Source organism: Granulicella sp. 5B5 (assembly GCF_014083945.1).
Lineage (GTDB): Bacteria > Acidobacteriota > Terriglobia > Terriglobales > Acidobacteriaceae > Granulicella.
The window spans coordinates 853,249-879,342 of sequence record NZ_CP046444.1 but is presented as its reverse complement, the minus strand read 5'-3'; the positions used below and the strand labels follow the sequence as shown (position 1 = coordinate 879,342).

The following is a 26,094-nucleotide window of genomic DNA, read 5'->3' as shown; positions in this document are numbered from 1 at the left end:
CAGCGTACCGGATGGGGCAAATGGGAAGCTAAGGAGTATTGCGAAGGACGACGGTCTCGCGCAGGCCGATGCCTTCAATCTGTGCGGTGAGCAGGCCACCGGGGATGACGGAGAGGTTGGTCATAGTGAAGATCATGGCGGCGCAGGCGGTGGCTGTCTCAAGCGGGACGCCGAAGAGAGCGTGCATGGTGGCTGCGAAGAGCGCGACCTGGGTGAACCAGCCGAGGATGGGGAGCTGGACGATGGAGCCTCCCATGCCGGTGGCCATGACGAGCATGGTGGCGGAGATGCTGAAATTAGCGAGCTGCGGCGTGGCGCGGAAGGCCGTGGCGCCCATGAGATAACAGCCGGCGATGCCGGCCCACATGATGAGGGAGAGCGACATGGCGAGGGCGAACTCGGAGAAGCTGGAGATGGCGCCGAAGCCTTTCTGGAGGTCGAGGATGCGCGCGGCGAGTTTGGAGGCGAGCGATGCGGAGACGGGTTGCAGAAGCCGCTCGATGAGCTGTGCGAGGCGATGGCCGGCGAGGCGGATCGAGAGCGCGATGAGTGCAAGAGCGAGGGTGAGCGCGAGGGAGAGGATGCCGGCGCGGGCGAAGGCGTCGTGGTGCGGGGTGGAGCGTGGTGCGAAGGCGAGAGCGAGTGAGAAGAGCGTGGCGGCGGCGGCGAGATCGAAGGCGCGCTCGATGGAGTAGATGGCGATCTGCGTGGTGACGGGCGTGGAGGTGCGGCGCGCGATCATGTAAGGACGCGCGAGGTCGGCGACGCGGCCGAAGATGGCGACGCCGGTGAAGCCGAGGATCTGTGCGGGCAGGAGGTCTCGCAGAGAGGCCTTACGCATGGGCGCGAGCAGGACGGACCAGCGCGCGGCGCGGAGCACGAAGCAGAGGTAGATGAGTACGATCCCGATGCCGACGCGCAGCCAGGAGACCGCGTGGAACTGCTGCAGCAGAGAGGTCCAGTCGATGTGAAGGCGGCTGCGGAGAGCGTAGGCGAGGGCGGCGATCGCGAGGAGGGCGATGAGTGCGAGGGTGAGGTTGCGAAGGCCGCCAGTGCGAGGCTTCGCAGGTGGAGCGGGGACCGTGCTCAAGGGACGACCGTTGCGGTGAGAGTGGCCGCGTGCTGGGCGGCGCGTTGTGCGGCCTTCTTGCGGCGAATGAACTCGTTTTCGACGCGCACTACATAGGCGCGCGTCTCGGCGTAGGGAGGGACGCGGTTGTGATAGTGTGCGACGGCGGCGGGACCAGCATTGTAGGCGGCGAGCGCGAGGTCGAGATTGTTGTTGTAGAGGGTGAGGAGCGAGTCGAGGTAAGCGGCGCCACCGGCGATGTTCTGGTCAGGTTGGAAGGGATCTTTGACGCCGAGGTCGCGGGCGGTGGAGGGCATGAGCTGCATGAGGCCCTGAGCGCCGGCGCGGGAGACTGCGTGGGCATGGCCGCCGCTCTCGGCTTTGACGACGCTGGCGAGGAGTTCGACGTCGATGTTGTGCTGCTGGCCGGCGCGGGCGAGGAGATCGTGGACGTCTGCTGGAGGATGTGTGGGCGCGACGATGGGCTTGGGTGCGGGCGGATCGGGGAGCTTCTCAATGCTTGCGATCTCGCGGGCGGCGATGACGACGAAGTCGTTGGCGGAGGCGGTGCTGCCGGGGGTGTAGAGATAGAGGCGGACGTGGCTTGCGTCGAGCGGCTCGCTGCGGACGCAGTCGTAAGAGAAGCCGGTGGTGAGGTTGACGCGCTCGAGGGCGTGTGCGGAGCTGGCGAGGCCGATGGCGCACAAGACGGCGATGACGGTTGTCCGAGATGGGCGTGGGCGCGGCACTAGGTATGAGACTAGCATTTTGGGGCGTTGGGAAGCAGGGGGGGATTCCCTCCGGGGCTGAAGCCCCTTCGTACCTTGAGAGTTCCAACGTACGAGCTAAAGCTCGTACCCTTCAAAGCAGAATTTCATGCCAGAGGGTGAGTTTATCCCACGCACAATTTCATGCCTGAAGGCGGGTTCATCCAAAGCGCAGTTTCAGCGAGCTGCGATCAGAGGCTAGGAGCCGAGGGTGGTGAGGGCGTTGGCGAGGGCGTTTTCGATGGTGATGGCGACGCCGTCGTGGTTGTTATCGGGGGCGATGGGCCAGCCGTGCTTGTGAGCTAACTGTTTGAGGTCGTCGGGGGCGTTGTCCATGAGGACAGCTGAGCCGGCGAGGCGGAGCATGGGGAGGTCGTTCCAGTTGTCGCCGATGGCGAGGATGTCGTTGGTGGAGATGTCGCGGAGGGCTGCGAGTTGCTGCAGCGCTGAGGCCTTGGAGCAGCCAGCGGGGAGGATGTCGACGATGGAGAGATTGCGTTCGGGGTAGATGGTGCGGTGGAGGGTGATTTCGGCGTGGGGTTTTGGCTCGGAGCCGACGGCGGTGACGAGCGGGTGCTCGAGTAGGCGGGCTTCGGCGAGGGCCATACGGTCGACGGTGCCGCAAAGCATGGCCTGGATGGGGGCGTCGCCTGTGAGGGCGTCTTCGAGGCGGTCGACATGGAGGATGTAGGGCTCGTTGGAGCGCATCCAGCGGCCGATGCTTGTGTGTAGGTCGTCTAAGTGCTCGACGACAAGGGCGCCGCGAGAGTCTTCGCCGGTGTGGTCGGCGGTGTCGAAGGTGAGGACGAGGGTGTTGCGGAAGTCGGCGACGTGGTCGCAGAGCCAGAGGGCGCTGGCGGTGGTCATGTGGGTGCGGTGCAGGAGCTGCGCGCCGATGGTGCGGATGACGGTGCCGTTGGAGCTGACGACGGCGTGAGACGGATTGAGCTCAAGGTCGCGGAGGACGCGCATGGCATAGGTGTGGCGGCGACCGGTGGCGATGACGGTCTCAATGCCGGCGTCTGCGGCGGCTTTGAGGGCGGCACGGTTGCGCGCGCTGACGCGGCCATCGGAGTTGAGGAGCGTGCCGTCCATGTCGACGGCGATGAGGCTGATTGCCATTCCTATAGGGTAGGCGATGTTTGGCTGTGGGATTCGAGGTGGAGGCTGGAAGCGTTGATTGTAATGGCAGAGTGTGGGGTTTCTTGTGCCGTCATTGAAGTGAGTTGTGCGAGTAGGAGGCGTTGTGTCGCAGTACCATGGACGGATGCCGGCTATTGCTTATCTTGAGTGCTCCCGTTGCCACCACAGGGTCTCTGCTGAGACTCCACAGACGCTTTGCCCGGTGGATGCGGGTTCGTTGTATGTGCGCTATGACATGGATGCGTTGCGCGAGACAGCCAAACGCGAGAGGCCCGCGCAGATTGCGGCGGAGTCGACTGCGAATGGACAGACGAGTGCTGGGATGTGGCGCTATGCCGATGTGCTGCCGGATGTGAAGCCGGTGACGCTGGGTGAGGGCTGGACTCCGATGCTGCGGAGCCGGCGGTATGACGGGCTGTTTGTGAAGGAAGAGGGTGCGAACCCGACGGGGACGTTCAAGGCGCGCGGGCTGGGGCTCGCGGTGACGATGGCGAAGCACTATGGGCTGCGGCATCTGGCGGTGCCTTCGGCGGGCAATGCGGCTGGAGCGCTGGCGGCGTATGCGGCGGCCGGGCAGATCGCGGCGCATATCTTTATGCCCCAGGATGTGCCGTTCGCCAACTATCTGGAGGGCGTGGTGTATGGCGCTGAGGTGACGATGGTGGATGGATTGATCTCCGACTGCGCGCGGATGGTGAGCGAGAGGATCATGGCGCAGCGCGAGAGTGGTTTGGCCGCTGAGGACGTTTGGTTCGATATCTCGACGCTGAAGGAGCCGTTCCGCGTAGAGGGCAAGAAGACGATGGGGTATGAGCTGGTGGAGCAGCTGGGGTGGGAGTATCCGGATGCGGTGTTCTATCCGACGGGCGGAGGCGTGGGGCTGATCGGGATGTGGAAGGCGTTTGAGGAGATGGAGCAGCTGGGCTGGGTGAAAGGGAAGCGTCCGCGGATGTATGCGCTGCAGGCTGCGGGTTGCGCGCCGGTGACGGCGGCGTTCGAGGCTGGGAAAGAGACGAGCGAGTTCTTCCAGAATGCGGCGACGTTTGCTGCCGGGCTACGCGTGCCGAAGCCTTATGGGGACTACATTATCCTGGACATCCTGAAGCAGTCGGGTGGGCGCGCGGTGAGCTCGGATGATGCGGCGATCCTGGAGTCGATTCTGGACTGGGCGAAGGAGGAGGGGATCTTCCTATCGCCTGAAGGCGCGGCTGCGACGGCCGCTTATGACTCCCTGCTGAAGAGTGGCGAGATCAAGAGTGGTGAGCGCGTGGTGCTGTTCAATACCGGTGCGGGGCTGAAGTATACAGACATGACTGCGGAGGCGATGAAGCTGAAGCGGCCGGGAACGCTGCCGACTTCGTTGCCGGTTGGGGGGATTATTACTCCGGTTTAGGGAGTAGGGAGTTAAGAGAACAGGCAACCTCGGGTGGAGGTTGCCTGTTTTGTTGTTTGAGATGAAGGTTTTGGTTAGAAGCACTTCTTGCCGGCGGCGGGCTTGTCGCCTTCGGACTGGGCAGCGGACTCGGAGAGGTACTTGCCTGCCTTGGTCTTGCCGTAGTAGCGGTCGGTGGGGCAGTGGTAGACCTTGCTGGAGGTGTTGACCCAGACCATGCCAGGGCCGCCGCCGGCAGCTGCGGTGGCTGAGGGCGAGGGCATCGTCCTGGCGGCGGGCTTGACTGCCGGAGCCGGGGCTGCCGCTGGCGCAGGGGTGGGAGCAGTAGCTACGGTCTTGGCTGCCTTGGGAGCTGCTGCAGGACCGTACCAGGAAGCTACACCCTTGTGGCCGCGGCAGGCACCGGACTTGGTGGCGCCGGAGAAGTACGTGCCATCTTTACAGGTGGCGGTGGAGCCTGCGGGAGCGCCGGCGGGGGCCTGAGCAAGAGCGGCAGCAGAGCAGAGAAGGGCTGCTGCCAAGGTGGGAAGTACAAAACGTGCTTTGAACATGTGTGTGGTCTCCAGGTTAGATGGGCGTGTTACTGAGGCTGGAACACGGAGAGGATACTAGCAGCTTTCCGTGAGGATTCAACGCGAATTGTCGGTTGCGGCGGAAAAGCTGTCTAGGTTTCGGCGAGGATGGTCTCGGCAAGTTCGGTGCGGGTGGGGCGGGTGGTGAGGACGACGGCGGCGGTGAGGATGAGGGCACCGCCGAGCCAGGCGAGGCCGCCGAGGTGCTCGTGCAGGACGAAGACGCCGAGCAGGGAGCCGATGAGGGGCTCCATGTTGAGGAGGATGCCGGCCTGGGAGGCGGGCACCTGGGTCATTCCCCAGTTCCAGAGGAGCGTAGTGGTGGCAGTGCAGAGGACTCCGCTGCCGATGAGTGCGAGCCATGCCTTGAGGCTGATGCCGTGGAAGGCGGGCGGTCCCCAGGTGAGTGGGACCCAGATGCCTAGCATGAGGGTGCCGAGTAGGATTCCGTAGGCGGTGATGACGACGTGGTTGTGGGTCTCCATGAGGCGCTTGTTGAGGAGTATCCAGAAGAGGGCGATGGAGAGGGAGGCCACGACGAGGAGGTCTCCCTGCAGTGTTGGGCCGTTGGTGCCAGGCTTGTGGTGTGCGCCCAGGGCGATGAGGGCAGCGCCGGTGGTGGAGGCGGCGAGAGCGACCCAGCCGATGGCGTCGAGGCGCTCGTGCATGAGGATGACGGCGCCGAGGGCCAGGATGACGGGCATGGTGCCGACCATGAGCGCGGCGTGGGAGACGGTGGTGAGCGAGAGGCCTCGGAACTGGAGCAGGAACTGTAGAGGTACGCCAAGCAGCGAGGCGAGGGCGAGGGTGCGCCACTCGGATAGCTTGAGGTTGGGGCGGTGCGTGATGAGCAGCGGGAGCAGGGCGAGCGTGGCGAAGACGAACCGGTAGAAGACCATGGAGCCGACGCTCATCTCGGCGAGGGCGATCTTGCCGAAGAAGAAGCCGCAGCCCCAGAAGCTGGAGGCGAGGGCGGCGGCGGCGAAGCCGAGGAGACGGTTTTGGGGTTTTGACTGGTTCATTGGCTTTGGGGTGGGGACCTCCCCTCCCATACTTTTTGATCTAAAGTTTTGAAAGAAATGGGTTGAGCGGGGACTTGTGAAGGTCTGATCGAAGATGGGCGGTGGTTGAGAACAAATCCATTCAGCCAGGCAGGCCGGGTTCAAATGTTCAATCTTGATTCTCTAGTTCTATTGTAACGGGCGCAGTGGGGTCATTCGTTCGAGAGATCAGCTTTGATTTGTGCGGGTTAGGGCGAGCGGGGCTTGACAGCCTCAGGCCGACCACGTGTATGAGGGCTCCGCAATGCGTTGCGATTGGAATATATACAGTTAGGCTTTACAGTTTTTCTGTATATATGCGATATTGATCTTGTGAGCCATCGAACGTCTCCTCCGCAAACCGAACTTGCCCGGACACTTGCTACCGAGATCCGTGCGGCATATCGCAAGCTCAAGCTGCGGGCACGCGAGTATGGAGGCGGCAACGATCTGACACCGTCACAGGCTTCTGTTCTTCTTCGACTCGAAAAGGATGGTGCGGCCACGGTTTCAAGCCTGGCGCGAGCGGAAGGCATGCGCCCGCAGTCCATGAGCGCTATCGTTGCGCCGTTGCAGGAGTCCGGACTGGTTAGCGGTGCACCTGACCCGAGCGACGGGCGGCAGACTCTGATGTCTCTCACGCCCAAGTGCCTGAAGTGGCTTCAGGAGGGCCGGGCTGCGAGACAGGACTGGCTTACCGCGACCATCTCCCAGAGGCTTTCCGTTCACGAGCAGGAGAAGCTTCAAGCGGCGCTTGAGCTGCTTACGCGGCTGATCGAGGATTAAGAAACCACCTCGCTCTTCGAAAGATTGTTGGAAGAAAGAAAGGTACATGATGAATTGGCTTTGGCTTGTGTCGTACTTCTTTGGGGGCGCTTTCGCGGCAAACGCGGTTCCTCATTTTGTCGCTGGCACGATGGGGCGTCCCTTCCAAAGTCCCTTCGCGAAACCGCCCGGTGAGGGGCTTTCCTCGTCCACGGTCAATGTTGTCTGGGGAGTCTTCAACGCCGTGGTTGCCTATCTGCTCCTGGTGCGCGTTGGCGTTTTCGATCTGCGGGCGACGAGCCACGTCCTTGTGTTCGGCCTCGGCGTGCTGCTCATCGGCCTCTTCTCAGCCCGTCACTTCGGCCAGTTTCATGGGGGCAACGCACCGTCGCGCCCATGAAGAACGCAGTCTCCGATACCTTTCGTTCCCTCAAGAGCTTCAACTTCCGCCTGTGGACGGTGGGCGGGCTGGTCTCCAACACCGGGACCTGGATGCAGCGCATTGCTCAGGACTGGCTCGTGCTGACGCAACTGACCCATCACGATGCGTCAGCGCTGGGTATTGTTACGGGGCTGCAGTTTGCCCCGCAACTTCTGCTTCTGCCCTGGACGGGCTCCGCTGCAGACCGTCTGAATCAGCGCAAGCTGCTGATGTTCACGCAGGCAACCATGGGAGCGTTTGCGCTCGCCCTGGGAGTTCTCACGGTTACAGGAGTCGTCCAGCTGTGGCACGTGTATGTGTTTGCCTTCCTGTCCGGCTCTGCCGCAGCGCTCGACGCTCCCGTGAGACAGACGTTCGTCGCAGAGATGGTTGGCGATGGAGATCTGCATAACGCCGTGGCCGTGAACTCAACCTCGTTCAATGCAGCGCAGATGATTGGTCCCGCGGTTGCGGGTGTGCTCATCGCACACATCGGCATCGGCTGGGCGTTTATTCTGAACGGGATTTCGTTCGCGGCAGTTCTCCTCTCGATGTCTTTCTTCCGCCTCTCCGAACTGCGTGTCAGTGCCAGGGCGCATCGCACGACGGCGGGGTTCCTCGAAGGTTTCCGTTATGTGTGGAGAAGCCCGGACCTTCGCGCGATCCTCATCATGCTGTTTCTGATCGGGACCTTCGGTTTCAACTTTCCAATCTTTATCTCGACGATGGCCGTGAATGTCTTCCATTCGGATGCAAGCGGGTTTGGTCTGCTTTCGTCGATTATGGCGATCGGCACGCTGTCAGGGGCGTTGCTTTCAGCACGCCGAAGCAGGCCGGGGATGACGTCTCTTTTGCTGGGAGCCGCTGTCTTCGGATTGGGATGCACTCTGGCGGCACTTGCGCCCGGGTACTGGTGGTTCGCGGGCGCGCTGGTCGTGATCGGGGCTGCGGCCCTGACGTTTACCAACGGCACGAACAGCATCATGCAGCTCTCCACCGAACCAACGATGCGCGGCAGGGTGATGGCGCTGCGGGTGGGCGTAGCGTTAGGAGGAATGACGATGGGCGCTCCGATTGTCGGTTGGGTTGCCAACCGCTTCGGCCCTCGCTGGTCGCTCGGTATCGGCGCTGGGGGTGCTTTTATTGCTGCCCTGGTTGCGATCTTCGTTCTCGTCCGCCGAAGAGAGCCTGTGCTCGTCTAGTAATTTGCCCTGCTGCCGGCGATCCGTGTGGAGCGAAGTGCTGGTAACCCGTTTCGTAACGCACACAACCCCATCCATGACGATGAAGCTGTCATGGATGGGGCACCCGGAGAGTTGGGGTGGTCCGAAACGCAGGTCTCTCCGCTACGCTGCGCTTCGGTCGAGATGACACTTCTTAGGTCATTCGGTAAGGCGAGATGCCGAAAGGAAAGGCCCTTGTCGAAGAGCTTTTACCAGACGCGGCAGTTTTCGGCGGGGACCATTGGGCTGCCTTTTTTGCAGCCGAAGGCGGCGGAGAAGCCGGGCTGGTTGACGATGGCTCCGTTGGCACGGAAGTGGTCGGGGGAGTGCGGGTCGGTGAGGACCTGCGCGCGGATGGCGGCGGGGCGGGAGTTCTCGCACCAGTTCTGCGCGAAGGCGATGTAGAACTGCTGCGGGCCGGTGTAGCCGCCCACCTTCTTGTTGATGTCGATGCCTTCCTCCTTGGCGCGTGCGAGGTAGGCCATGTAGGCGAGGACGAGGCCGCCGTTGTCGGCGGTGTTCTCGCCGAGGGTGAGCTTGCCGTTGACCTTGACGGGTTCCTTAGGGTCTTCGACGGCGGTGAAGCTGCCGTACTCGTTGACGAGGCAGCTGGTCTTGGCTTCGAACTGCTTGATGTCGGCGGGTGTCCACCAGTCGGAGAGGTTGCCCGCGCCGTCGAACTTGCGGCCCTCGTCGTCGAAGCCGTGGGTGAGCTCATGGCCGATGACGGCGCCGGCGTGGCCGTAGTTGACGGCGAGATCGGCGTTGGGGTCGAAGAAGGCAGGCTGCAGGATGCCGGCGGGGAAGTTGATGTTGTTCATGCTGGGGTCGTAGTAGGCGTTGACGGTGGGAGGCGTCATGCCCCATTCGAGCTTGTCGACGGGCTTGCCGATCTTGTTGAGCTCGCGGTCGTTCTCGAAGGCCGTAGCCCGTTGGGCGTTGCCGAGGGCATCGCCGCGGACGACCTCGAGCTTGGAGTAGTCGCGCCAGTGGTCGGGGTAGCCGATCTTGTCGGCGACGAGGTGGAGTTTTTCTTTCGCCTTGACCTTGGTGGTGTCGGACATCCAGGTGAGGGTGTCGATGTCCTTGTCCATGGCGGACTCGATGTCGTGGACCATCTGCAGGGTCTTTGCCTTGCTGGAGGCGGGGAAGTACTGCTTGACGTAGACCTGGCCGAGGGCTTCGCCGAGTGCGCCATCGACGCCGGAGGAGCAACGCTTCCAGCGGGGACGCTGCTGGGGCTGGCCTTCGAGCTGGGTGCCGAAGAAGTGGAAGCTCTCGGCGTCGAAGGCGTGAGGCAGATAGCTGGCGAAGCCGTCGAGGAGGTGGACACGGAGGTAGGCCCGCAGGGTGTCGATGTCGGCCTCGCGGACGGCGGCGACCATGGCCGGGAAGAATTTGGGGTTGCCGTCGATGATAGAGTCGGGGCCGAGCGGACCGGGGAGCGCGGAGGGCGCGTGGATGGCCTGAAGGAACGGCTGGATGTTGACGGGCTTGATGGAGGCCTCGAAGGTGGCGAGGGTCTGGGGGTGGTAGACGGCGTCTGGGTCGCGGCGCTCGGTGTTGGTCATGGAGGCGACGGCGAGTTTGGTCTCAAAGGCGAGGATGTTTTTGGCGTCGACGAGGGCCTTTTGCGGGGACTCGCCGGAGAGGGTGAGCATGTTGGTCAGGTACTCGACGTACTTTTGGCGGATCTCGATGTCCTTGGGGCCGGTGCGGGTGTAGTAGTCGCGCTCGGGGAGGCCGAGCCCGCCCTGGTCGAAGGTGGCGACCTGCTTGGTGGCGTCCTTGAAGTCCTGCTGCTCGCCGAAGCTGAAGAAGGCGTTGACGCCGAGGCGCTGGAGCTCACCGGTAAGGGCGGGCAGGCCGGGCCGGGCGACCTTGTCGATCTCGTCCAGCAGGGGCTGGATGGTGGTGAGGCCCTTCTTGTCGATGAGGGCGGTGTCCATGCAGGAGGCGTAGTAGTCGCCGATCTTCTGCTCGTTGGGGGTGCGGGTGGAGGCGTCGGCGGCGTACTTTTCGAGGATGCCGTTGAGCTCCTGGGTGTTTACGTTGTAGAGGAGATAAAACTGGTCGACGCCGGTCTGGTCGGCGGGGATGGGGTGCTGGGCGGCGAAGTTGCCGCAGGCGAACTTGTAGAAGTCGTTGCAGGGGTCGGCGTGGGTGTCGATGGCGGCAGTGTCAAAGGCCGGGGAGGGGACGTAGTGCGTCTGGGGCGGGGCACTCGTTTGAGCATAGATAGACACAGGAAGAGCAAGCGCAGCGCAGGTGGCGGCGGCGCAGAGCGGACGGAGGGACGGCAGTTTCTTCATGAAGGCTCCAGAACGAGTTTGGGTTTTGAGGAGGCAGTCGCGGCGTTCGGGTACGGGCTGGCTCATGGAAGGTCGTATGTGAAAGAGTAATGTACGCGAGGGGAAGGATGCTGGTTCCAGAGATTCATAGGCGCGGGTTGGCGGTCCCTCCGGGGCTGAAGCCCCTGAAGGAAGGGACAGTGATGATGGACGGGCTGAAGCCCGTCCCCTTCAAAGCCGTGCCCCTCTCGTTCAAGCGCGGGCCGGGTCCTTTTAGAACGCGGTGGGGGGCGTTGCTGGCGGGTTTTGTGGTGGTGGGGTGCGTGTGGCCAGGTGTGGCGCGGGCCGCGGATAAGAACGCGCCGGCGGTGGTGCTGCCGCTGGATTCGCTGGGGGTGCCGGCGCTTTCGGCGACGTTTCTGGATGCCGGGGCGTCGATGCTGACGGTGAATTTTCTGGATGACCAGCACCTGCTGGTGACCTATGGCGAGCGCGGGCTGGTGCCGCGGCTGCCGGACGATCCAAAGGACGACGATGACCGGATGGTGGCTGCGGAGATCGTAGCGCTGCCCGGCGGCAAGGTGCTGGCGAAGACGCAGTGGCATATGCACGACCATGCGCGATACCTGTGGGCGTTGGGACCGGGGCGGTTCATGGTGCGGATTGGAAATGTGTTGTATATGATGACGCCGCTGTCAGGGCTGGCGGAGGGGCATCCGTTTGCGCGGTCGGTGTTTCCGTGGCGAATGGGAAGGCCGGGGGCGCTGTTTGTGAGCGAGGATGGCGGGTTGCTGACGATCGAGTCGCAGATGGTGCAGGCGCACGAGGAGCAGATCGAGGTGGGAGATTCGGCACCGGTGCAGCCGAAGGTGACGACGGTGCTGGACTTCTACCGGCTGAGCGGGGACGGAAGCGCGGGGTCGCCGGTGGCGGTGAGCTCGGCGGGCAGCGTGCGGTCGCCGCAGCCATTCTATCTGCCGATCGACTCGCGAGGGTATCTGTGGCCGACGGAGACGGGCAACAGCCATTGGGCGGTGATGTACGACGATATGCGCGGCAAGACGGCCCAGGTAGGGAGCCTGGACAGCACCTGCACTCCGCGGCTGGAGATGGTGAGCCACGCGGTGTATATCGCGCTGATGTGCCGCGGGCCGATGACCGGGTGCGTATGGCGGGCTATGGCCTGGATGCGCAGGAGACGTGGGAGGAAGACTTTGGGGATTTCGGCGCGCCGGTGTTTGCGTATGCTCCGGAGGCGGGACGGTTTGCGTTCAGCCGGAGAGTGAGCGACCCGGTGCCCGTGAACCCGGTGGCGGTGGGTGTGGCAGCACCGCCGGATACGACGGTCGACCGGCAGTCGGTGCGGGTGTACCAGAGCGTGAGCGGGGAGCTGCTGCTGAAGGTGGATGCGTTCCCGGCGATGAAGACGATGGAGAACTTTGCGCTGGCGGAAGACGGAAGCGAGTTGGCCGTGGTGCGCGAGGGGGCGGTGGAGGTATTTCATCTGCCGGCGTTGAAGGTGCGGGATAAGGGCGATATTGCGGAGGCGGCAAAGCTGGCTCCGCCGGCGGATGAAGGGCCTGTAGTGCTGTCTCTGCTGACGGGGGTTCCGGCGAAGGCGAGTGCTGCGAAGGCGAGTGCTGCTAGGTCCGGAGCGGTGAAGGCGCAGCCAGTGGAGGCGGTTACGAAGGCTCCCGCGAAGCTGCCGAATGGGCCGGTGATGACCGTGCGCGGCGAGGCAGGGGAGATGATTGCGGCGACTCCGATACCGGGGGGCGGGACGAGCGCGGCGGCGCTGGCGGGTAGTGTGCTGACGCCTTCGACGACTCAGAGCGGCGAGATGGTCGGGAGTGGGAAGAAAAAGCCGCCGACGCTGCTGTATCCGGGGGAACATGCGGAGTTTGGCGGAAGTGCGACGGATGTGCCGCAGTGAGGCAGGGAGTAGGGAGTAGGGAATAGGGAGTAGAAAAGCGAGGAGGCCGGGAGTGTGTCCCGACCTCTTTGTGTTGCGGTTGGTGAGGGTGTGGGGTTAGCCCCAGATGAAGGTGATGGGGGCGTTGACGTCGGGGTGCAGGCTGCGGAGGACGGGGCAGGTGTGCGCGGCGCGCTCGAGTTTGAGCTGAGTGTCGGCGTCGAGCGCGGTGGGCATGTGGACGGTGGTGGCCAGGGAGCCGATGCGGCGGGGCGCCGGGGTCATCTCTTTTTCTACGGTAGCTTTGGCGCCGGCGATCTCGACGTTGAGGGTGCGGGCCATGATGGCCATGGTGGTGAGCATGCAGGTGCCGAGGGCGGTGGCGACGAGATCGGTGGGGGAGAAGCTTTCGCCGCGCCCCTGGTTGTCTTTGGGTGCGTCGGTGGCGAGGGCCGTGCCGGAAGGGCCGTGAACGGCCCGGCAGTGCAGATCGCCTTCGTATTCCATCTGGATGGTGACCATGGTTGTTCCTTTGGTTGAGGCCTTTGCAGGCGGTTGCTGACCATTATCGACGAAAGAGACTGTGGCAGAGATGCGGGCAAAAGCGAAGAGGCCGGGAGCGTGTCCCGGCCTCTTCGTAGATGGAAAGCTGTATCGTTTAGGCCTTGGCGGTGACGATAGCCTTGACGCGGGCGTTGAGACGGCCCTTGTAGCGGCTGGCGGTGTTCTTGTGCAGGACACCCTTCTGGACAGCCTTGTCGAGGACCGAGACGGTCGAGCGGTAGACGTCGTTGAGGGTCTTCTTGTCGCCGGCGGCGAGGGCCTCGCGCATAAGGCGCAGGGTGCCGCGGAGCTTGGACTTGTTGGCGCGGTTGATGGCCGTCTTGGTGACGGTTTGACGGGCGCGCTTGAGGGATGAGACGTGATTTGCCATGAGTAAATGCTCTTTTCTTGTCGCCCGCTTCCGCGGGGAATGTGGGGGATGCACTCGGAGGCTGATGCGGGGCTACAGAGAGCGCAGCGCAGCGGTTCCGGTACAGGGTTAAGTGTATGGGTTTTCGGGGGTTGGGTCAATGAAAAGAGCGGGGCTGAGCGGGTTTCTGTCGAGATAAGAGCCGATGAAGGGGCGGCTTGCGCAAAACCTTCTACATTGCTGGTTGTGTTGGTAGGCTCGCGCCTTCGGCACTTGCTGCGGCAAAAGCGTTCACGCAGAGGGCGCAGTGTAGAAGCCCGCAGTGGACGCAGAGGAAAACAAGCAACAGCAAATACAGGGGTTTCTCCGCTCCGCATCGCGATAAGGCCGCGATGCTCCGGGCGAAATGACAAGCTTTTGGGGCGAACGAAGAGTTTTGGGCAAAGCCTGATGAGGGCTCTGGCTTGGTTCAAGGATTTACACAGCGGTGGTTGACGCGGAGGGCGGGATGGGGATACCGTCTGAGGCATCGACACTCTATTGGGAACTTTGGCCAATACGATGGAGACGAGGGGCGCGGCGGTGGCCGCGTGCCGGGGACTCTCTGGCGGGCGGGTGTCGGTTTATTCCCAGAAAGCATCTAAAACCGAGAGGCTGTTGCGTGGTTCTGTTTCAGCGGAACTGGGTGGCGGTCGATCTTTGCAATCTCCTGACGGAGGTCAGGCCACTACTTGCTAAAAAAATCAATGCATCTCACTCCGGGCATCGAGCCGTTGTATGGCACACGCGACGAGAACCTTCGTCTGATGGAAGATGGGCTGAACGTCCAGATCGATCTACGATCCGACTCGATCCAGCTGCTGGGGGACGCGGCGGCAGTGGCGCGGGTGGAGGGGATCTTTCATGATTTTGAGCACCTGCGAAAGCTGGGGATACATCCGCATAATGGCGAACTTAATGCCCTGCTGAAGATGGTGATTGCCGACCCGGCGGTGACGTTACGCGGGCTGGTGGAGAGCGGCAAGCAGAGGAACGCCGGGGTTAAGCGGATGGTGCAGCCGCGCTCGCCGAACCAGCGGAAGTATGTCGAGGCAATTGAGTCGAACGACATGGTGTTCGGCATTGGGCCGGCGGGTACGGGCAAGACGTATCTGGCTGTGGCGATGGCGGTGAGCGCGCTGCTGGCGAAGAAGGTGTCTCGGATTGTGCTGGTAAGGCCGGCGGTGGAGGCGGGCGAGCGGCTTGGGTTCCTGCCGGGCAGCCTGCAGGAGAAGGTCGATCCGTACCTGCGGCCACTGTATGACGCGCTGTATGATCTGCTGGACCCGGTGAAGGTCGACAAGATGCTGGAGACGAACGTGATTGAGGTGGCTCCGCTGGCGTTTATGCGCGGGCGCACGCTGAACGACGCGTTCATCATCATGGACGAGGCCCAGAACACGACCATGGAGCAGATGAAGATGTTTCTGACGCGACTTGGCAACGGCGCGAAGGCCGTGATTACCGGCGATCTGACGCAGACTGATCTGCCGAATCCGAAGAGGAGCGGGCTGCTGGAGGCGCTGCACGTGCTGGATGGCGTGGAGGGCATCAAGTTCTGCCATTTTGAGGATGTGGATGTGGTGCGGCACCAACTGGTGCAGCGGATCGTGCGCGCCTATGACAGCTATAAGGCTGCGGAGCAGCTTCCATTGGCGATCGATATGCCAGGGGAGCGGAGTGAGGTTGCTCCGCTGGTGACGGAGCGACCGAAGAGAGCTGTGCAGACGCAGTAAGGCAGGGAATAGTGAGTAGGGAGTAGGGAGTAGGGAATAGAGAGATGTGAGGTGCGAGCTGATGGTGGCTCGCATCTTGTCTTTAGGAGCGATGCGATGGTGACGATGAGTTTGCTGGGGTATGTTTGGGCGTTTCTGGCTGGGGCGTTTCTGGCGAATGGGGTGCCGCACTTTGTGATGGGGATCTGCGGGATGCCGTTTCCGACGCCGTTTGCGAAGCCTCCGGGTGAGGGCGACTCGTTGCCGGTGGTGAACGTGGTTTGGGGTTTTGCGAACTTTGTTGTGGGGTTGATGCTGCTGCACTTTCATGCTCCGCAGGACCTGCTGGCGTGGGCGCTGCTGGGTGTGGGTGCGCTGCTGCTGGGGGTGATGATGGCGTCGCACTTTGGCAAGGTGCAGGCGAAGAAGTAAGCGGTGTGCGGTAGGATTTAGGGACGCATGATGACACTTGAGCCTCCGCGACGTATGGTTGGGCCCGCGCAGGGAAGCACGGATGCGGCGGGCTGGCGTGCGCTGGGGCTGTCGAAGAGCGGGCTGGAGCGGTTTGTGCGCGTGGCGCAGGACTCGGTGGGGCTGCGCGGCGAGGTGGATGTGCTGCTGGCGGACGATCGCACGCTGCGGCGGCTGAATCGCGAGTGGCGGGGTAAAGACAAGGCTACGGATGTGTTGAGCTTTCCGGCGGCTGAGGAGATGGCTGGTATTCATGCGGGGGACCTGGCGGTGTCGCTGGAGACAGCGGCGCGGCAGGCTGTTGAGCAGGGACATGCTTTGCGGGATGAGGTAAGGGTGCTGCTGCTGCATGGGTTGCTGCATCTGGCGGGGATGGACCATGAGAGCGACGATGGCGAGATGGCGTCGCGGGAGGCGGAGCTGCGCGGGGAGTTGCGGCTGAAGACGGGGTTGATTGCCCGGGTGGAAGAAGGCAAGAGCAAAGACAAAGGCTTTCCCGCAAAGGGAGCGAAGTTAGCAAAGATTCGCCACGGCAGTGGTGCGACTGCGAAACGGCGGGGGGTGGTGGCGTGACGGGGGTCTGGGGGGTGTCGGTTGCGGTGCTGCTGGCGGTGCTGGCGCTGGCGGCGTATGTGGACCGGATTTATTTTGAGATGGGGAAGTTCCTCTCGCGCGAGTACACGGAGAACATTGAGGCGTGGGAGGAGCGGGTTGAGCCGCGGCTGCGGTTGAGCCGCGAGTCGGCGGCGATGTCGGCGAGCGTGTTGCGGCAGATGACGCTGATTGCGCTGACGTTTCTGCTGGCGATACGGCTGCAGGGGCAGCTAGGACACAGCCTGGAGGAGATTGCACGGACGGTGTTCGAACTGCTGCTGGTTCTGGTGGTGTTCGACCGGCTGCTGCCGCAGATCTTCTTTACGAAGACGAAGGGCGAGTGGATCGCGACAATCATTCCGATGCTGCAGGTGCTGTTTTACCTGGTGCTGCCGGTGACGCTGGCGATCAGTCTGCTGCTGTCGATTGCAGGGCTGGCGGAGCCGGAGATTACGGAGCCGGAGCATCCGGGTGAGGCGATGGATGCGCTGCTGGAGGCCGGCGAAGAAGAGGGCGTGCTGGACGAAGAGGACCGCGAACTGGTGCGGAGCGTGGTGGAGTTCGGCGACAAGGTGGTGCGCGAGGTGATGACTCCTCGGCCGGATATGTTTGCGGTGGCGAGGACGACGACGCTGGAGCAGTTTACGGCGGAGGTGACAGCGCATAACTTCTCGCGCGTGCCGGTGTATGGCGAGAGCATGGACGATATTACGGGCATCGCATTTGCGCGCGACCTGCTGGGGGTGCAGGATGCCGATGCCGGGACGCGCACGGTGGCGGAGCTGGAGCGGCCGGCGCTGTTCATTCCGGAGACGAAGAAGGTGAATGAGCTGCTGCGCGAGATGCAGCGGCAGAAGCAGCATATGAGCATCGTGATTGATGAGTACGGTGGGGTGGCGGGGCTGGTGACGATTGAGGATCTGCTGGAGGCGATCGTCGGCAACATTGAAGACGAGCACGATGCGGAGGCGGCGGACGAGGTCGCCATCGCGGAGCCGGAGGGGACGTGGCTGGTGCCGGGGAGTTTTGAAGTGGCTCGACTGCGAGAGCTGTTTGAGGCCTCGCGCGAGGAGGAGCCCTGCATGGAAAAGTCCGAGGAAGATTGTGATGAAGAGGCCGAGGCGAAAGAGGCTGAGGAGATGGACCAGATGGTGTCGCAACTGCTGAGCGAGCATGAGGCGACGACGGTGGGTGGGCTGGTGAGCGAGATCGCCGGGCATATTCCGCTGGCTGGCGAGGTGGTGGAAGAGGGGCCGCTGCGGCTGGAGGTTGTGGCGTCGACGGACAGGCTGGTGGAGCGGGTGAGGGTGGGGCTGCGAGGGAGTCTGGTGGCGAGTGAAAGCGAGTGATAAGTGAGAAGAGGCAAGTGATAAGCGGGGCAGAAGTGTCATCATAGAGGGATGGCATTGCGTAGTGGGTTTGTATCGATTGTTGGAAGGCCGAATGCTGGCAAGAGTACGCTGCTGAATGCGCTGCTCGGGCAGAAGCTGGCGATTGTGACGCATAAGCCGCAGACGACGCGGACGCGCATTCAGGGCGTGCTGGAGCTGCCGGTGCGCAAGAAGACGAAGGGCGATCCGGGAAGGCCGGCGTCGCAGGTGGTGCTGGTGGATACTCCGGGGGTGCACAAGCCGGAGACGCAGCTGGACAAGCGGATGATGCAGGAGGTCTATGACGCGCTGGAGACGCGCGATGTGGTGCTGTTCCTGGTGGATGTGACGCATCGGCTGCCGGAGGCGAAGAAACCGCAGACGAGCGAAGAGTTTGCGGAGGCGCGGAAGGTTCGGACGCTGGGGCAGCATCGGAGGCAGTTGAGCAAGGCGGAGGACGACTTTGCGTTGCAGCTGGTGAAGAAGCTGGACTGTCCGGTGGTGCTGGTGCTGAACAAGATTGATGCGCTGCCGAAGAGTGCGCTGCTGCCGCTGATTGCGCACTGGAGCAGCCTGCACGAGTTTGCGGATGTGATTCCGATCTCTGCGAAGAAGAAAGATGGGCTGGAACTGCTGCTGGACAAGGTGGTGGCGCAGTTGCCGGAGGGACAGCGGTACTTTCCGAAGGACCAACTGACGGACCAGCCGGAGCGTTTTCTGGCTGCGGAGGTGATTCGCGAGAAGATCCTGCTGCTGACGGGTGAAGAGGTCCCGTATGCTACGGCGGTGGTGATTGAGCGGTGGGAAGAGCCCGTGTCTGGTCCCGAAAGACGGGGGAAGAAGGGCAAGGATGGGAAGCTGCCGGTGACGAAGATCATCGCGGCGATTTATTGCGAGCGCAAGGGGCAGAAGGCGATCCTGATTGGCAAGCAGGGCGCGATGTTGAAGCAGATTGGGACGATGGCTCGTAAGGAGCTGGAGTCGCTGCTGGGGACGCGGGTGTTTCTCGAATTGTTTGTGAAGGTGCGCGAGGAGTGGCGGGCGTCGCGCGGGTTTGTGGAGGAACTGGACTGGCGTCGGCAGCTGGAGCAGATGGCTGAACAACAGCAACTGGGTACGAGCTTGGCGCGGCAGCGTAACGGGGGCGACGAAGAGTGATGTCGTTGCCGTGGCGGCAGGTGGGGTGCCCGGACCTGCGGGCCGGGTCGCTGCGGCTGGTCGCAATTACGGCGGAGATGCTGCGCGCGGATGAGGCTCGCGAGTGGGCGCGGGTGGAGCAGATGGTGCGCGCGAAGGTGACGGCGGAGTGGCCTCCGGCAGAGTGGGAGCCGCATGTGTACCAGTTCATTTTGAAGCAGCAGGAGACGCTGCCGGAGACGATTGGATATCACCGCTACGTGGTGCTGTGCGATGGGCTGGGGATTGTGCGGACGCTGGTGGGAGCGGTGGGGGCGCATCCGAAGGGGAATGGCGAGGTGGAGATTGGGTACTCGACGCTGCCGCGGTTTCAGCGGCGCGGGATTGCGACGGCGGCTGCGAAGGCGATGGTGGAGTGGCTGCTGAAGCGTGAGGACGTGACGGCGGTGGTGGCGTGCACGTTTCCGCGGGTGGGGGAGTCGATTAAGGTGATGGAGCGGTGCGGGATGAGCTATGCGGGCGACGGTGACGAGCCTGGCACGGTGATGTATCGCAAGAGCAAACGATAGATAGAGAGCAGGTTGTGGGGTTTCAGTCACGCGGAACGAAACAGGTGATATTTTTTCTTGACATATATTCCTATATAAGAATATAAAATCTGCCATGGCGAGAACGGCAACAACGGCGGACGTCTTCAACGCAGTGGCGGAGCCGCGGCGGCGGGAGATTATCGGGCTGCTGAGCGATGGGCAGGAGTGGGCGGTGAATGACGTGGTGGTGCGGGTGCGGATGGCGCAGCCGGCCGTGTCGAAGCACCTGGGTGTGTTGCGCAAGGTTGGCGTGGTGACGGTGGTGAAGCGGGGGCAGCACCGGATGTACAAGCTGGAGGCGGCGCGGCTGAAGCCGATCCATGACTGGGTGAAGGTGTTCGAGAAGTACTGGACAGACCAGATCAGCCGCATCAAGGAACGGGCCGAGCAGAAGGCGATGGAGAAGATTGCGCAGGAGAATGGGCCGCGCGATGAGACGAAGTGAAACGAGGAGGAAGCGATGTCAGCAACGATTATGGAACAGGCCGTACACACGCTGGAGATTGTGAAGGAAGAAGAGATCGCGGCGCCGATCGATGTGGTGTTCGAGACGATCCTGGAGGAGATGGGGCCGCGCAACCAGGGCGGAGACAAGCAGCCGATGCCGATGAAGCTGGAGGCGTGGCCAGGTGGGCGGTGGTTTCGCGATCTGGGCAACGGTGCCGGGCACTTCTGGGGCCATGTGCAGGCGATCAAGGCGCCGTCGTTGCTGGAGATATGGGGGCCGCTGTTCATGTCTCATCCAGCGGTTTCGAATGTGCAGTACCGGCTGAAGGAAGAGAGCGGAGTGACGCTGCTGACGTTTACGCACCGCGCGATTGGATACATCGCCTACGACCCGAAGAACGAGGAGCAGTGGGGGAAGATCCATGGTGGGTGGGGCGGACTGTTGGAGAGGATTCGGATGGCGTCCGTGAGGAAGTAGCGCGGGCGATTTGACGAGAGGCAGGACAACAAGGAGAGGACGATGACAGTACATAGTGTGGTATCGCGACAGGAGTGGATGGAGGCGCGGGTTGCGCTTCTGGCCAAAGAGAAGGAACTGACACGGCAGCGTGATGCACTGGCGCGCGAGCGGCTGCAGTTGCCTTGGGAGTGCATACGGGCGGCGTATGTGTTCGATACGCCGGACGGGAAAGAGACGCTGCCGGGGCTGTTCGAAGGGAAGAGCCAGCTGCTGGTGTATCACTTTATGTTTGGGCCGGAGTGGGAGCAGGGATGCCCGTCGTGCTCGATGGCGGCGGACACGATGGATGCGAACTATGTGCACCTGACGCAGCGCGATGTGAGCTTTGTGATGGTGTCGCGGGCACCGATGGATAAGATCGCTGCGTTCAAGAAGCGGATGGGGTGGACGGTGCCGTGGGTGTCGTCGTATGGGAGTGAGTTCAACGACGACTTTGGTGTATCGTTCCGCAGTGACGAGCTGCAGGGCGACGCGTACAACTTTGGCACGAGCGCGGTCCATGCGGACGAGATGCCGGGGATGAGCGCATTCTACAAGGACGAGCGAGGGACGGTGTATCACACGTACTCGGGGTATGCGCGCTCTCTCGAAGGCCTGTTGGGTGTTTACGCGATGCTGGATGTCGCTCCGCTGGGACGCAATGAAGAGGGGATGGTTCCGCACCCGATGGCATGGGTGAGGCACCATGACCGCTATGAATCGGCGAAGCCTGCGCATGCCTGCTGTGCGCATTGAGAGGGAGCCATGAACTGCTGCGAGACACAACGGACTCGGAAGGGCAAAGGGTGGTGGCGGAGCGCGGGCGGCGGTGCGGGCTCGGCGATGCTGCTGCTGTTGCTGCCGAAGTGTCCGGCGTGTCTCGCTGTGTATCTGGCGATGTGGTTGGGGGCGGGTGCGGCGATGAAGATTGTCGTACAGGTTGAAGCCGGTGCTGGAGATTGTGCTGGGCGATCTGTGCTGGCGGTGGGTTTGGGGTATGCGTGGCCGGTGATTCGGCGGCGGTCCTGACGAGCCGCCTCAGGCACTTTTAGGTAAGATGCGCAGTGCAAAGGGGCTAGCTTTGTGTCCACTTTGAGGTATTGACGGCAGTCCCTTCCAGAGATCGGGAGGCTGGTCTGGGAGCGGGTTCTTCGCGGACTACCTCGGATGCGGGTTTGTCCTCGCGGAGGCCCTGGAAGGAGGCCTGGCGGAGGAGATTGTCGGCCGTCCAATTGGCGAAACGGACCTGGGCGACGAGAGACGGTTTGACCCAGATGGCATCCTTGCGGGCCTCGGCGGGAGGATCAAAAAAGGAAGATTTCGATTGGTGCAGTTTTTCAAGCTGCGTACGGAGTTGGCTATGCGTTTTGCGTGTGAAGCCGGTGCCGGTGCGGCCTGCGTAGATCAGCTTTCCTGAGCCGTCCCGATAACCGAGCAGAAGAGAGCCGATGCCATGGATGCCGGTGTGGCCCTTGGATGGAAGCGTGAATCCGGCGATGACGAATTCCTGTTCATGGATGCATTTGAGCTTGAGCCATGAAGAAGACCGACCGGAGATGTACGTCGAATCTGCATGCTTGCAGACGATGCCTTCTGCATGGAGCTCGCAGGCCTTGTTGAAGAAGGTGGCGGCGTCTATATCAAGGTGCTCGGAGAGGCGAACGGTTTTGTTGTAGCCGCGCAGCAGCGTGGCCAGGATGGCCTTGCGTTTCAAAAGCGAGAGCACGCGCAGGTTATGACCGTTGAGATGAAGCAGATCGAAGACGAAGTAGGTGAGTGGCTTCTTGGTGCCGTCCTGAAATGCGGTTTGCAGGTCGGCGAAGCTGGTGGTGCCGTCGTCGCGAAGAACGACGACTTCGCCGTCGAGCAGAGCGGACTGCGCAGGCAGCTTTTCCAACTCTTTGACGATGGTCTTCATGCGGTGAGTCCAATCGAGGCCTGTGCGCGTGTACAGCGTGGCTTTGCCATCGTGCAGGTGAACCTGGATGCGGTAGCCGTCGAGCTTGAGTTCGTGAATCCAGCCGGAACCTGCTGGCGGCGTTGTGGTACTCGTGGCGAGTTGCGGATCGATGAAGCGTGGCAAGGATTCTTTTGGAGTCTTCGCCAGATCAGCGGAGAGATCGGCAGAGCGTGTTTTGCCTGCGCGCGCTTTGACGGGTAACACAGGGGAATCTTTGCGATGCTGGGTGCGTTCCTTTGCGCTGTCTTTGGAGTTCCAGACATGATCTTCGGAGGCCGCGATCTGCTCGATCGAGCGATGCGTGACAACGGAGTTGGGAGCCTCTTCGGTGATGGGTCTGTCATGCTCGGGGCGTTCAAACGAGTCATGTTCTTTGATGAGAAGCCAGTTCGGCTTCGGCTGCTTTGCGGCTGCCTTTCCACCCATGCGGACGAGTGTCCAGTTGCCCTTCATCTTTGTGCCGCGCAGCGTGAACTTCAGCGAGCCATCGCGGAGTCCGGCATCTACGTCGGTGTGCCCGGGTTGCAGCTCCCACGTGCCGTGGTCCCAAAGCATGACGGTGCCTCCGCCATACTGTCCAGCGGGGATGATGCCTTCAAAGCCGCCGTATTCCATGGGATGATCTTCCACCTGAACGGCGAGCCGTCGGTCGCCTGGGTAGTAACTTGGGCCTTTGGCGCAGGCCCAGCTCTTGAGAACGCCGTTCCAGCCGAGACGGAAGTCATAGTGCAGATGCGACGCCGCATGCTTCTGGATGAGGAAGGGAAGGCTGCTGCTGGAGGCTTTGGCGGCTGACTTCCTGCCAACGGGTTTTCCACTTGGCTCGACCGTGACGGTGAAGTCGCGCATGGAGCGATAACGTGCCAACTGCCTGTCGATCGCATCCGCAGCTTGCCGGGACGATCTCGCCGGCGCGCTTCGGGTGGGCTTCTTCGTATTGGCGGAAGAGTTCTTCTTATTGGCCATGAGAGATCAGGCAATCTTGCGGGAGCGGACCGATTTCGATGTGGGCTTGACCAGTATCGGACCCTTCTTTGAGGCGGCCTTTGCAGTCTTCTTGATGGAACGCCTACGAGCTGGAGCTTCTTCGTCCAATGGACCGGATTTGACGCTCTTACGCAGTGCGTCCATCAGGTTGATCACCTTGCCGGAACGAGGTGCGGCTTTTTCTTTGGGAAGCGGCGCGTGGTTGACCTTCGCTTCGACCAGTTCTCTAAGAGCAGATTCGTATTCGTCGTGAAATTTCTCTGGAGCGAACTTCGAGGCTTTGCGCTGTATCAGCTCTTTTGCCAAGGAGAGTTGATCGGCATCCACGGTTGTCTTTTTGATTTCAGAGAAGTACTCGGCTGGGTCGCGGAGTTCTTCGGCGTACCGGAGGGTGTAGGCCATCATGCCGCGACCGGCAGCCGTGTTGTCTTTCGCTTCAGGGGTGGCGGCGATGGCTACGAGATGCTCGCGTCCGCCGAAGGCGATTTTGCCGATAGCCGCTTTCTGGGTGGACTGAAGGGCCTTGCGAATGACGGTGAAAGGTTCGGTCTGATTCTCGCCATCGGGAACGACGAAGTAGGGCTTCTCAAAGAGCTCGGGGTTGAGGTCGTCGAGGGCAACAAACTGCGATACGACGAGGGTGTGTCGCGAGGGAATGCGGAGGTGCTCGATCTCGGAAGGCTCGATTGTGATGTACTCGCCTTTGCGATACTCATACCCTTTGACGATGTCGTCCTTCTCGATCACATCGCCGTCAGCAGGGTCACCTGCGACCTTCTGGTGATGGATGCGTTCTCCGGTTTTGCGGGATAGCTGGTGAAAGCGGATCTCGCTCCTGGCCTCCACGGCAGGAAAGAGCTGGATGCCGAAGGAGACGAGCGAAATTTGTATCTGACCGGACCAGAAGGGGCGTGGCATGATGACTATCTCCCTTCAATAGGAAGCGTCTGGATGTCGGCAGGATGCCTTGCGACCGCCGAAGTTGCGCGGGTGAGGGCGCTGTTTGGGCAGCACCGACAATATCCAGAATGATTTTCGCTTGGGTGTGGGGATTGTGGCGACGTTCGGCCGTTAAGCGCGAGGTTATGCTCGCGCCTTCGGCGCTTGCTGCGGCAAAAGTTTTAACGCAAAGGACGCAGAGGAGGAGCACGCAGAAGGCGCAGAGGAAAACAAGCGACGGCAATGGCAAATGCCGATTCCCTTCAGGGAAATGACAGACTAAAAAGCTATTCGCGGGTGGTGATGGCTATTCTCTGGTGGCGATGCCGAGGGCTTTCATCTTGCGGTAGAGGTGGGAGCGCTCGAGGCCGAGGGACTCGGCGGCGCGGGAGACGTTGCCCAGGTTACGGTCGAGCTCTTTGAGGATGTAGTCGCGCTCGTAGGCCTCGCGGGCCTGCTGGAGCGTGGTGAACTCTTCCTTGCCGTTGGAGGTGCGCGGGCTGGTGCTGTCGCTGCGTGGGGTGACGCCTTCGGTGCGCTGAACCAGCATGGGCAGATGTTTGGCTTCGATGCGCTGGGCCTTGGGGTTGAGGATGAGGACGCGCTCGATGACGTTGCGGAGCTCGCGGACGTTGCCGGGCCAGTGGTAGAGCTTGAGTGCGGCGAGGGCGGAGTCGGCGATCTCGACGTGCGGGCGGCCGTACTGCTGGCCGAGGTCGGAGAGGAACTCGCGCGAGAGGAGCGGGATGTCTTCCTTGCGATCGCGTAGCGGCGGGACGAAGAACGGGATGACATTGAGGCGGTAGAAGAGGTCTTCGCGGAAGTTACCGCGGGCGATCTCCTCTTCGAGGTCCTTGTTGGTGGCGGCGATGACGCGGGCGTCGATGGAGACGGGTGTGCTGGCGCCGACGGGGTAGAAGCGCTGTTCGTCTAAAGCCCTGAGAACCTTCGCTTGGGTTTTGAGGCTCATGTCGCCGACTTCGTCGAGGAAGAGGGTGCCGCCGTCGGCGCGCTCGAAGGTGCCGCGCTTGCTGCTGGGCTGATTCGGGCCGCCGGGGCCTGCGCCGTGGCGATAGCCGAAGAGCTCGGCTTCGATGTAGTCCTCGGGGATAGCGGCGCAGTTGAGCTCGACGAAGACGCGGTCGCGGCGGAGGGATTCGGCGTGGATGGTGCGCGCGATGAGCTCTTTGCCGGTGCCGGATTCGCCGAAGATGAGCACGCGGCCGTTGGTGGGAGCCATGAGGCGGATCTGCTGGCGCAGGGCTTTGACGGAGATGGACTCGCCGGTGATGGCGGTGCGGTTGAGCTGGCGAGAGAATTCGCGGTTGTCTTCACGAAGGCGGTGCGCGGCGACGGCGTTGCGCAGGACGAGCAGGGTGCGGTCGAGCGAGAGAGGCTTTTCGAGGAAGTCGTAGGCGCCGAGCTTGGTGGCGCGGACGGCGGCCTCGATGGTGCCGTGGCCGGAGATCATGATGACCTCCGGCGGGTTCCACCCCACGGACCAAGAACCGTCCGCGGGGACCCCGGGGGTGGCGGGCTCGGTGTCGTTGCCGCGGAGCTGGCCGCTGCGGATCTGTTGGAGGATGTCGAGGCCGTCGGGCTCTGAGTTGGTGCCGCTGCCGGGGGCCGAACTCGGATTGGAGAGCCAGATGTCGAGCAGGACGGCCTGGTAGTCGGCGTCGCGGAGGAGCTCCAGGGCTTCAGCAGCGGTGGCGGCCGTGGTGACGGTGTAGTCCTCTTCGCGGAGGATGGCTTCGAGAGAGTCGCGGATGTCGGCTTCGTCGTCGACGATGAGGATGTGGTTCATAAGGGCAGTGAGTAGAGAGTAGAGGAGTAG

At 62.4% G+C, this 26,094-nt stretch carries 27 protein-coding genes; 16 read left to right on the top strand and 11 right to left on the bottom strand.

Annotated features, from left to right (window positions below; translation table 11 throughout):
• Nucleotides 1–28 precede the first annotated feature (28 nt).
• From GOB94_RS03835 to GOB94_RS03825, 3 genes are all read right to left on the bottom strand, one after another.
• Nucleotides 29–1,090 carry a lysylphosphatidylglycerol synthase transmembrane domain-containing protein gene (locus GOB94_RS03835; RefSeq protein ID WP_182277581.1) on the bottom strand — a complete coding sequence of 354 codons (1,062 nt, stop codon included), beginning with the start codon at nt 1,088–1,090 and terminating at the stop codon, nt 29–31.
• Entirely contained in the window at nt 1,087–1,818 is a 732-nt protein-coding gene (locus GOB94_RS03830) for a lytic transglycosylase domain-containing protein (protein ID WP_255484212.1), read from the bottom strand. The genes GOB94_RS03835 and GOB94_RS03830 overlap by 4 nt, the downstream gene beginning before the upstream one ends.
• A gap of 216 nt (nt 1,819–2,034) precedes the next feature.
• A complete protein-coding gene (locus GOB94_RS03825) occupies nt 2,035–2,958 on the bottom strand; it encodes an HAD-IIB family hydrolase (RefSeq protein WP_182277579.1) in 924 nt (307 codons plus the stop codon).
• 145 nt (nt 2,959–3,103) lie between these two features.
• Between GOB94_RS03825 and GOB94_RS03820 the strand changes: the two genes are divergently transcribed.
• A complete protein-coding gene (locus tag GOB94_RS03820; RefSeq protein WP_182278419.1) occupies nt 3,104–4,372 on the top strand; it encodes a threonine synthase in 1,269 nt (422 codons plus the stop codon).
• A gap of 74 nt (nt 4,373–4,446) precedes the next feature.
• Here the strand turns inward: GOB94_RS03820 and GOB94_RS03815 are convergent, their stop codons facing one another.
• Together GOB94_RS03815 and GOB94_RS03810 are read right to left on the bottom strand one after the other, a co-directional pair.
• Complete coding sequence (locus GOB94_RS03815) at nt 4,447–4,923, bottom strand: DUF3761 domain-containing protein (protein WP_182277578.1); 477 nt, start codon at nt 4,921–4,923, stop codon at nt 4,447–4,449.
• Between the two features lie 113 nt (nt 4,924–5,036).
• A complete protein-coding gene (locus tag GOB94_RS03810; RefSeq protein ID WP_182277577.1) occupies nt 5,037–5,966 on the bottom strand; it encodes an EamA family transporter in 930 nt (309 codons plus the stop codon).
• Nucleotides 5,967–6,260: 294 nt separating this feature from the next.
• On the opposite strand from GOB94_RS03810, the gene GOB94_RS03805 reads away from it, so the two are divergent.
• From GOB94_RS03805 to GOB94_RS03795, 3 genes are read left to right on the top strand one after another with little or no spacing between them, the layout of a single operon-like run.
• Nucleotides 6,261–6,770, top strand: a complete 510-nt coding sequence (locus GOB94_RS03805; RefSeq protein WP_255484211.1) for a MarR family transcriptional regulator — start codon at nt 6,261–6,263, stop codon at nt 6,768–6,770.
• A gap of 46 nt (nt 6,771–6,816) precedes the next feature.
• Nucleotides 6,817–7,149 (top strand): hypothetical protein, encoded by a 333-nt coding sequence (locus tag GOB94_RS03800; RefSeq protein ID WP_255484210.1) that lies wholly within the window; start codon nt 6,817–6,819, stop codon nt 7,147–7,149.
• Nucleotides 7,146–8,372 carry an MFS transporter gene (locus GOB94_RS03795; protein ID WP_182277576.1) on the top strand — a complete coding sequence of 409 codons (1,227 nt, stop codon included), beginning with the start codon at nt 7,146–7,148 and terminating at the stop codon, nt 8,370–8,372. The genes GOB94_RS03800 and GOB94_RS03795 overlap by 4 nt, the downstream gene beginning before the upstream one ends.
• Nucleotides 8,373–8,602: 230 nt before the next feature.
• Here GOB94_RS03795 and GOB94_RS03790 read toward each other — a convergent pair whose 3' ends face one another.
• Nucleotides 8,603–10,705 (bottom strand): M13 family metallopeptidase, encoded by a 2,103-nt coding sequence (locus GOB94_RS03790; protein WP_182277575.1) that lies wholly within the window; start codon nt 10,703–10,705, stop codon nt 8,603–8,605.
• Between the two features lie 182 nt (nt 10,706–10,887).
• On the opposite strand from GOB94_RS03790, the gene GOB94_RS03785 reads away from it, so the two are divergent.
• Together GOB94_RS03785 and GOB94_RS03780 are read left to right on the top strand one after the other, a co-directional pair.
• On the top strand, nt 10,888–11,970 hold the full coding sequence (locus GOB94_RS03785; RefSeq protein WP_182277574.1) for a hypothetical protein: 1,083 nt from the start codon (nt 10,888–10,890) through the stop codon (nt 11,968–11,970).
• The gene (locus tag GOB94_RS03780; protein ID WP_182277573.1) at nt 11,853–12,617 is read left to right on the top strand and encodes a hypothetical protein; all 765 of its coding nucleotides are present in this window, start codon (nt 11,853–11,855) and stop codon (nt 12,615–12,617) included. Before GOB94_RS03785 ends, GOB94_RS03780 begins: the two co-directional genes overlap by 118 nt.
• Nucleotides 12,618–12,713: 96 nt before the next feature.
• Here GOB94_RS03780 and GOB94_RS03775 read toward each other — a convergent pair whose 3' ends face one another.
• On the bottom strand, nt 12,714–13,118 hold the full coding sequence (locus tag GOB94_RS03775) for an OsmC family protein (RefSeq protein WP_182277572.1): 405 nt from the start codon (nt 13,116–13,118) through the stop codon (nt 12,714–12,716).
• 136 nt (nt 13,119–13,254) lie between these two features.
• On the bottom strand, nt 13,255–13,530 hold the full coding sequence (gene rpsT, locus GOB94_RS03770) for a 30S ribosomal protein S20 (RefSeq protein WP_182277571.1): 276 nt from the start codon (nt 13,528–13,530) through the stop codon (nt 13,255–13,257).
• Between the two features lie 710 nt (nt 13,531–14,240).
• Between rpsT and GOB94_RS03765 the strand changes: the two genes are divergently transcribed.
• The 10 genes from GOB94_RS03765 to GOB94_RS03720 all read left to right on the top strand — a co-directional run bounded on the left by GOB94_RS03765 (nt 14,241) and on the right by GOB94_RS03720 (nt 21,400).
• Nucleotides 14,241–15,284 (top strand): PhoH family protein, encoded by a 1,044-nt coding sequence (locus tag GOB94_RS03765; RefSeq protein ID WP_182277570.1) that lies wholly within the window; start codon nt 14,241–14,243, stop codon nt 15,282–15,284.
• 96 nt (nt 15,285–15,380) lie between these two features.
• Complete coding sequence (locus tag GOB94_RS03760; RefSeq protein ID WP_255484209.1) at nt 15,381–15,695, top strand: hypothetical protein; 315 nt, start codon at nt 15,381–15,383, stop codon at nt 15,693–15,695.
• A gap of 27 nt (nt 15,696–15,722) precedes the next feature.
• Nucleotides 15,723–16,307, top strand: coding sequence for an rRNA maturation RNase YbeY (gene ybeY, locus GOB94_RS03755; RefSeq protein ID WP_182277569.1), 585 nt, complete (start codon nt 15,723–15,725; stop codon nt 16,305–16,307).
• A complete protein-coding gene (locus tag GOB94_RS03750) occupies nt 16,304–17,677 on the top strand; it encodes a hemolysin family protein (protein ID WP_255484208.1) in 1,374 nt (457 codons plus the stop codon). Before ybeY ends, GOB94_RS03750 begins: the two co-directional genes overlap by 4 nt.
• A 51-nt stretch (nt 17,678–17,728) precedes the next feature.
• Nucleotides 17,729–18,856: a GTPase Era gene (gene era, locus GOB94_RS03745; RefSeq protein ID WP_182277568.1), complete on the top strand. Its 1,128-nt coding sequence runs from the start codon at nt 17,729–17,731 to the stop codon at nt 18,854–18,856.
• The gene (locus GOB94_RS03740) at nt 18,856–19,404 is read left to right on the top strand and encodes a GNAT family N-acetyltransferase (RefSeq protein ID WP_182277567.1); all 549 of its coding nucleotides are present in this window, start codon (nt 18,856–18,858) and stop codon (nt 19,402–19,404) included. The genes era and GOB94_RS03740 overlap by 1 nt, the downstream gene beginning before the upstream one ends.
• Nucleotides 19,405–19,498: 94 nt before the next feature.
• The gene (locus GOB94_RS03735; protein ID WP_182277566.1) at nt 19,499–19,870 is read left to right on the top strand and encodes a metalloregulator ArsR/SmtB family transcription factor; all 372 of its coding nucleotides are present in this window, start codon (nt 19,499–19,501) and stop codon (nt 19,868–19,870) included.
• 15 nt (nt 19,871–19,885) lie between these two features.
• Nucleotides 19,886–20,350, top strand: coding sequence for an SRPBCC domain-containing protein (locus GOB94_RS03730; protein ID WP_182277565.1), 465 nt, complete (start codon nt 19,886–19,888; stop codon nt 20,348–20,350).
• A gap of 42 nt (nt 20,351–20,392) precedes the next feature.
• Nucleotides 20,393–21,127: a thioredoxin family protein gene (locus GOB94_RS03725; protein ID WP_182277564.1), complete on the top strand. Its 735-nt coding sequence runs from the start codon at nt 20,393–20,395 to the stop codon at nt 21,125–21,127.
• A 9-nt stretch (nt 21,128–21,136) separates the two neighbouring features.
• Nucleotides 21,137–21,400, top strand: coding sequence for a hypothetical protein (locus tag GOB94_RS03720; RefSeq protein WP_182277563.1), 264 nt, complete (start codon nt 21,137–21,139; stop codon nt 21,398–21,400).
• A gap of 46 nt (nt 21,401–21,446) precedes the next feature.
• On the opposite strand, the gene ligD is transcribed toward GOB94_RS03720, so the two are convergent.
• From ligD to GOB94_RS03705, 3 genes are all read right to left on the bottom strand, one after another.
• Nucleotides 21,447–23,297 carry a non-homologous end-joining DNA ligase gene (gene ligD, locus GOB94_RS03715; protein ID WP_182277562.1) on the bottom strand — a complete coding sequence of 617 codons (1,851 nt, stop codon included), beginning with the start codon at nt 23,295–23,297 and terminating at the stop codon, nt 21,447–21,449.
• Nucleotides 23,298–23,303: 6 nt separating this feature from the next.
• Nucleotides 23,304–24,236, bottom strand: coding sequence for a Ku protein (locus GOB94_RS03710; protein WP_182277561.1), 933 nt, complete (start codon nt 24,234–24,236; stop codon nt 23,304–23,306).
• Between the two features lie 328 nt (nt 24,237–24,564).
• Nucleotides 24,565–26,064 carry a sigma-54 dependent transcriptional regulator gene (locus tag GOB94_RS03705; protein WP_182277560.1) on the bottom strand — a complete coding sequence of 500 codons (1,500 nt, stop codon included), beginning with the start codon at nt 26,062–26,064 and terminating at the stop codon, nt 24,565–24,567.
• Between the last annotated feature and the right edge of the window lie 30 nt (nt 26,065–26,094).

Excerpts from the sequence above, each read along its gene's own strand:
- GOB94_RS03825 (WP_182277579.1), bottom strand. The coding sequence starts at position 2,958 with ATGGCAATCAGCCTCATCGCCGTCGACATGGACGGCACGCTCCTCAAC.
- GOB94_RS03820 (WP_182278419.1), top strand. The coding sequence starts at position 3,104 with ATGCCGGCTATTGCTTATCTTGAGTGCTCCCGTTGCCACCACAGGGTC.
- GOB94_RS03815 (WP_182277578.1), bottom strand. The coding sequence starts at position 4,923 with ATGTTCAAAGCACGTTTTGTACTTCCCACCTTGGCAGCAGCCCTTCTC.
- GOB94_RS03810 (WP_182277577.1), bottom strand. The coding sequence starts at position 5,966 with ATGAACCAGTCAAAACCCCAAAACCGTCTCCTCGGCTTCGCCGCCGCC.
- GOB94_RS03800 (WP_255484210.1), top strand. The coding sequence starts at position 6,817 with ATGATGAATTGGCTTTGGCTTGTGTCGTACTTCTTTGGGGGCGCTTTC.
- GOB94_RS03795 (WP_182277576.1), top strand. The coding sequence starts at position 7,146 with ATGAAGAACGCAGTCTCCGATACCTTTCGTTCCCTCAAGAGCTTCAAC.
- GOB94_RS03790 (WP_182277575.1), bottom strand. The coding sequence starts at position 10,705 with ATGAAGAAACTGCCGTCCCTCCGTCCGCTCTGCGCCGCCGCCACCTGC.
- GOB94_RS03785 (WP_182277574.1), top strand. The coding sequence starts at position 10,888 with ATGATGGACGGGCTGAAGCCCGTCCCCTTCAAAGCCGTGCCCCTCTCG.
- GOB94_RS03780 (WP_182277573.1), top strand. The coding sequence starts at position 11,853 with ATGGCGGGCTATGGCCTGGATGCGCAGGAGACGTGGGAGGAAGACTTT.
- GOB94_RS03775 (WP_182277572.1), bottom strand. The coding sequence starts at position 13,118 with ATGGTCACCATCCAGATGGAATACGAAGGCGATCTGCACTGCCGGGCC.
- rpsT (WP_182277571.1), bottom strand. The coding sequence starts at position 13,530 with ATGGCAAATCACGTCTCATCCCTCAAGCGCGCCCGTCAAACCGTCACC.
- GOB94_RS03760 (WP_255484209.1), top strand. The coding sequence starts at position 15,381 with ATGGTGACGATGAGTTTGCTGGGGTATGTTTGGGCGTTTCTGGCTGGG.
- ybeY (WP_182277569.1), top strand. The coding sequence starts at position 15,723 with ATGATGACACTTGAGCCTCCGCGACGTATGGTTGGGCCCGCGCAGGGA.
- era (WP_182277568.1), top strand. The coding sequence starts at position 17,729 with ATGGCATTGCGTAGTGGGTTTGTATCGATTGTTGGAAGGCCGAATGCT.
- GOB94_RS03740 (WP_182277567.1), top strand. The coding sequence starts at position 18,856 with ATGTCGTTGCCGTGGCGGCAGGTGGGGTGCCCGGACCTGCGGGCCGGG.
- GOB94_RS03735 (WP_182277566.1), top strand. The coding sequence starts at position 19,499 with ATGGCGAGAACGGCAACAACGGCGGACGTCTTCAACGCAGTGGCGGAG.
- GOB94_RS03730 (WP_182277565.1), top strand. The coding sequence starts at position 19,886 with ATGTCAGCAACGATTATGGAACAGGCCGTACACACGCTGGAGATTGTG.
- GOB94_RS03725 (WP_182277564.1), top strand. The coding sequence starts at position 20,393 with ATGACAGTACATAGTGTGGTATCGCGACAGGAGTGGATGGAGGCGCGG.
- GOB94_RS03720 (WP_182277563.1), top strand. The coding sequence starts at position 21,137 with ATGAACTGCTGCGAGACACAACGGACTCGGAAGGGCAAAGGGTGGTGG.
- ligD (WP_182277562.1), bottom strand. The coding sequence starts at position 23,297 with ATGGCCAATAAGAAGAACTCTTCCGCCAATACGAAGAAGCCCACCCGA.
- GOB94_RS03710 (WP_182277561.1), bottom strand. The coding sequence starts at position 24,236 with ATGCCACGCCCCTTCTGGTCCGGTCAGATACAAATTTCGCTCGTCTCC.
- GOB94_RS03705 (WP_182277560.1), bottom strand. The coding sequence starts at position 26,064 with ATGAACCACATCCTCATCGTCGACGACGAAGCCGACATCCGCGACTCT.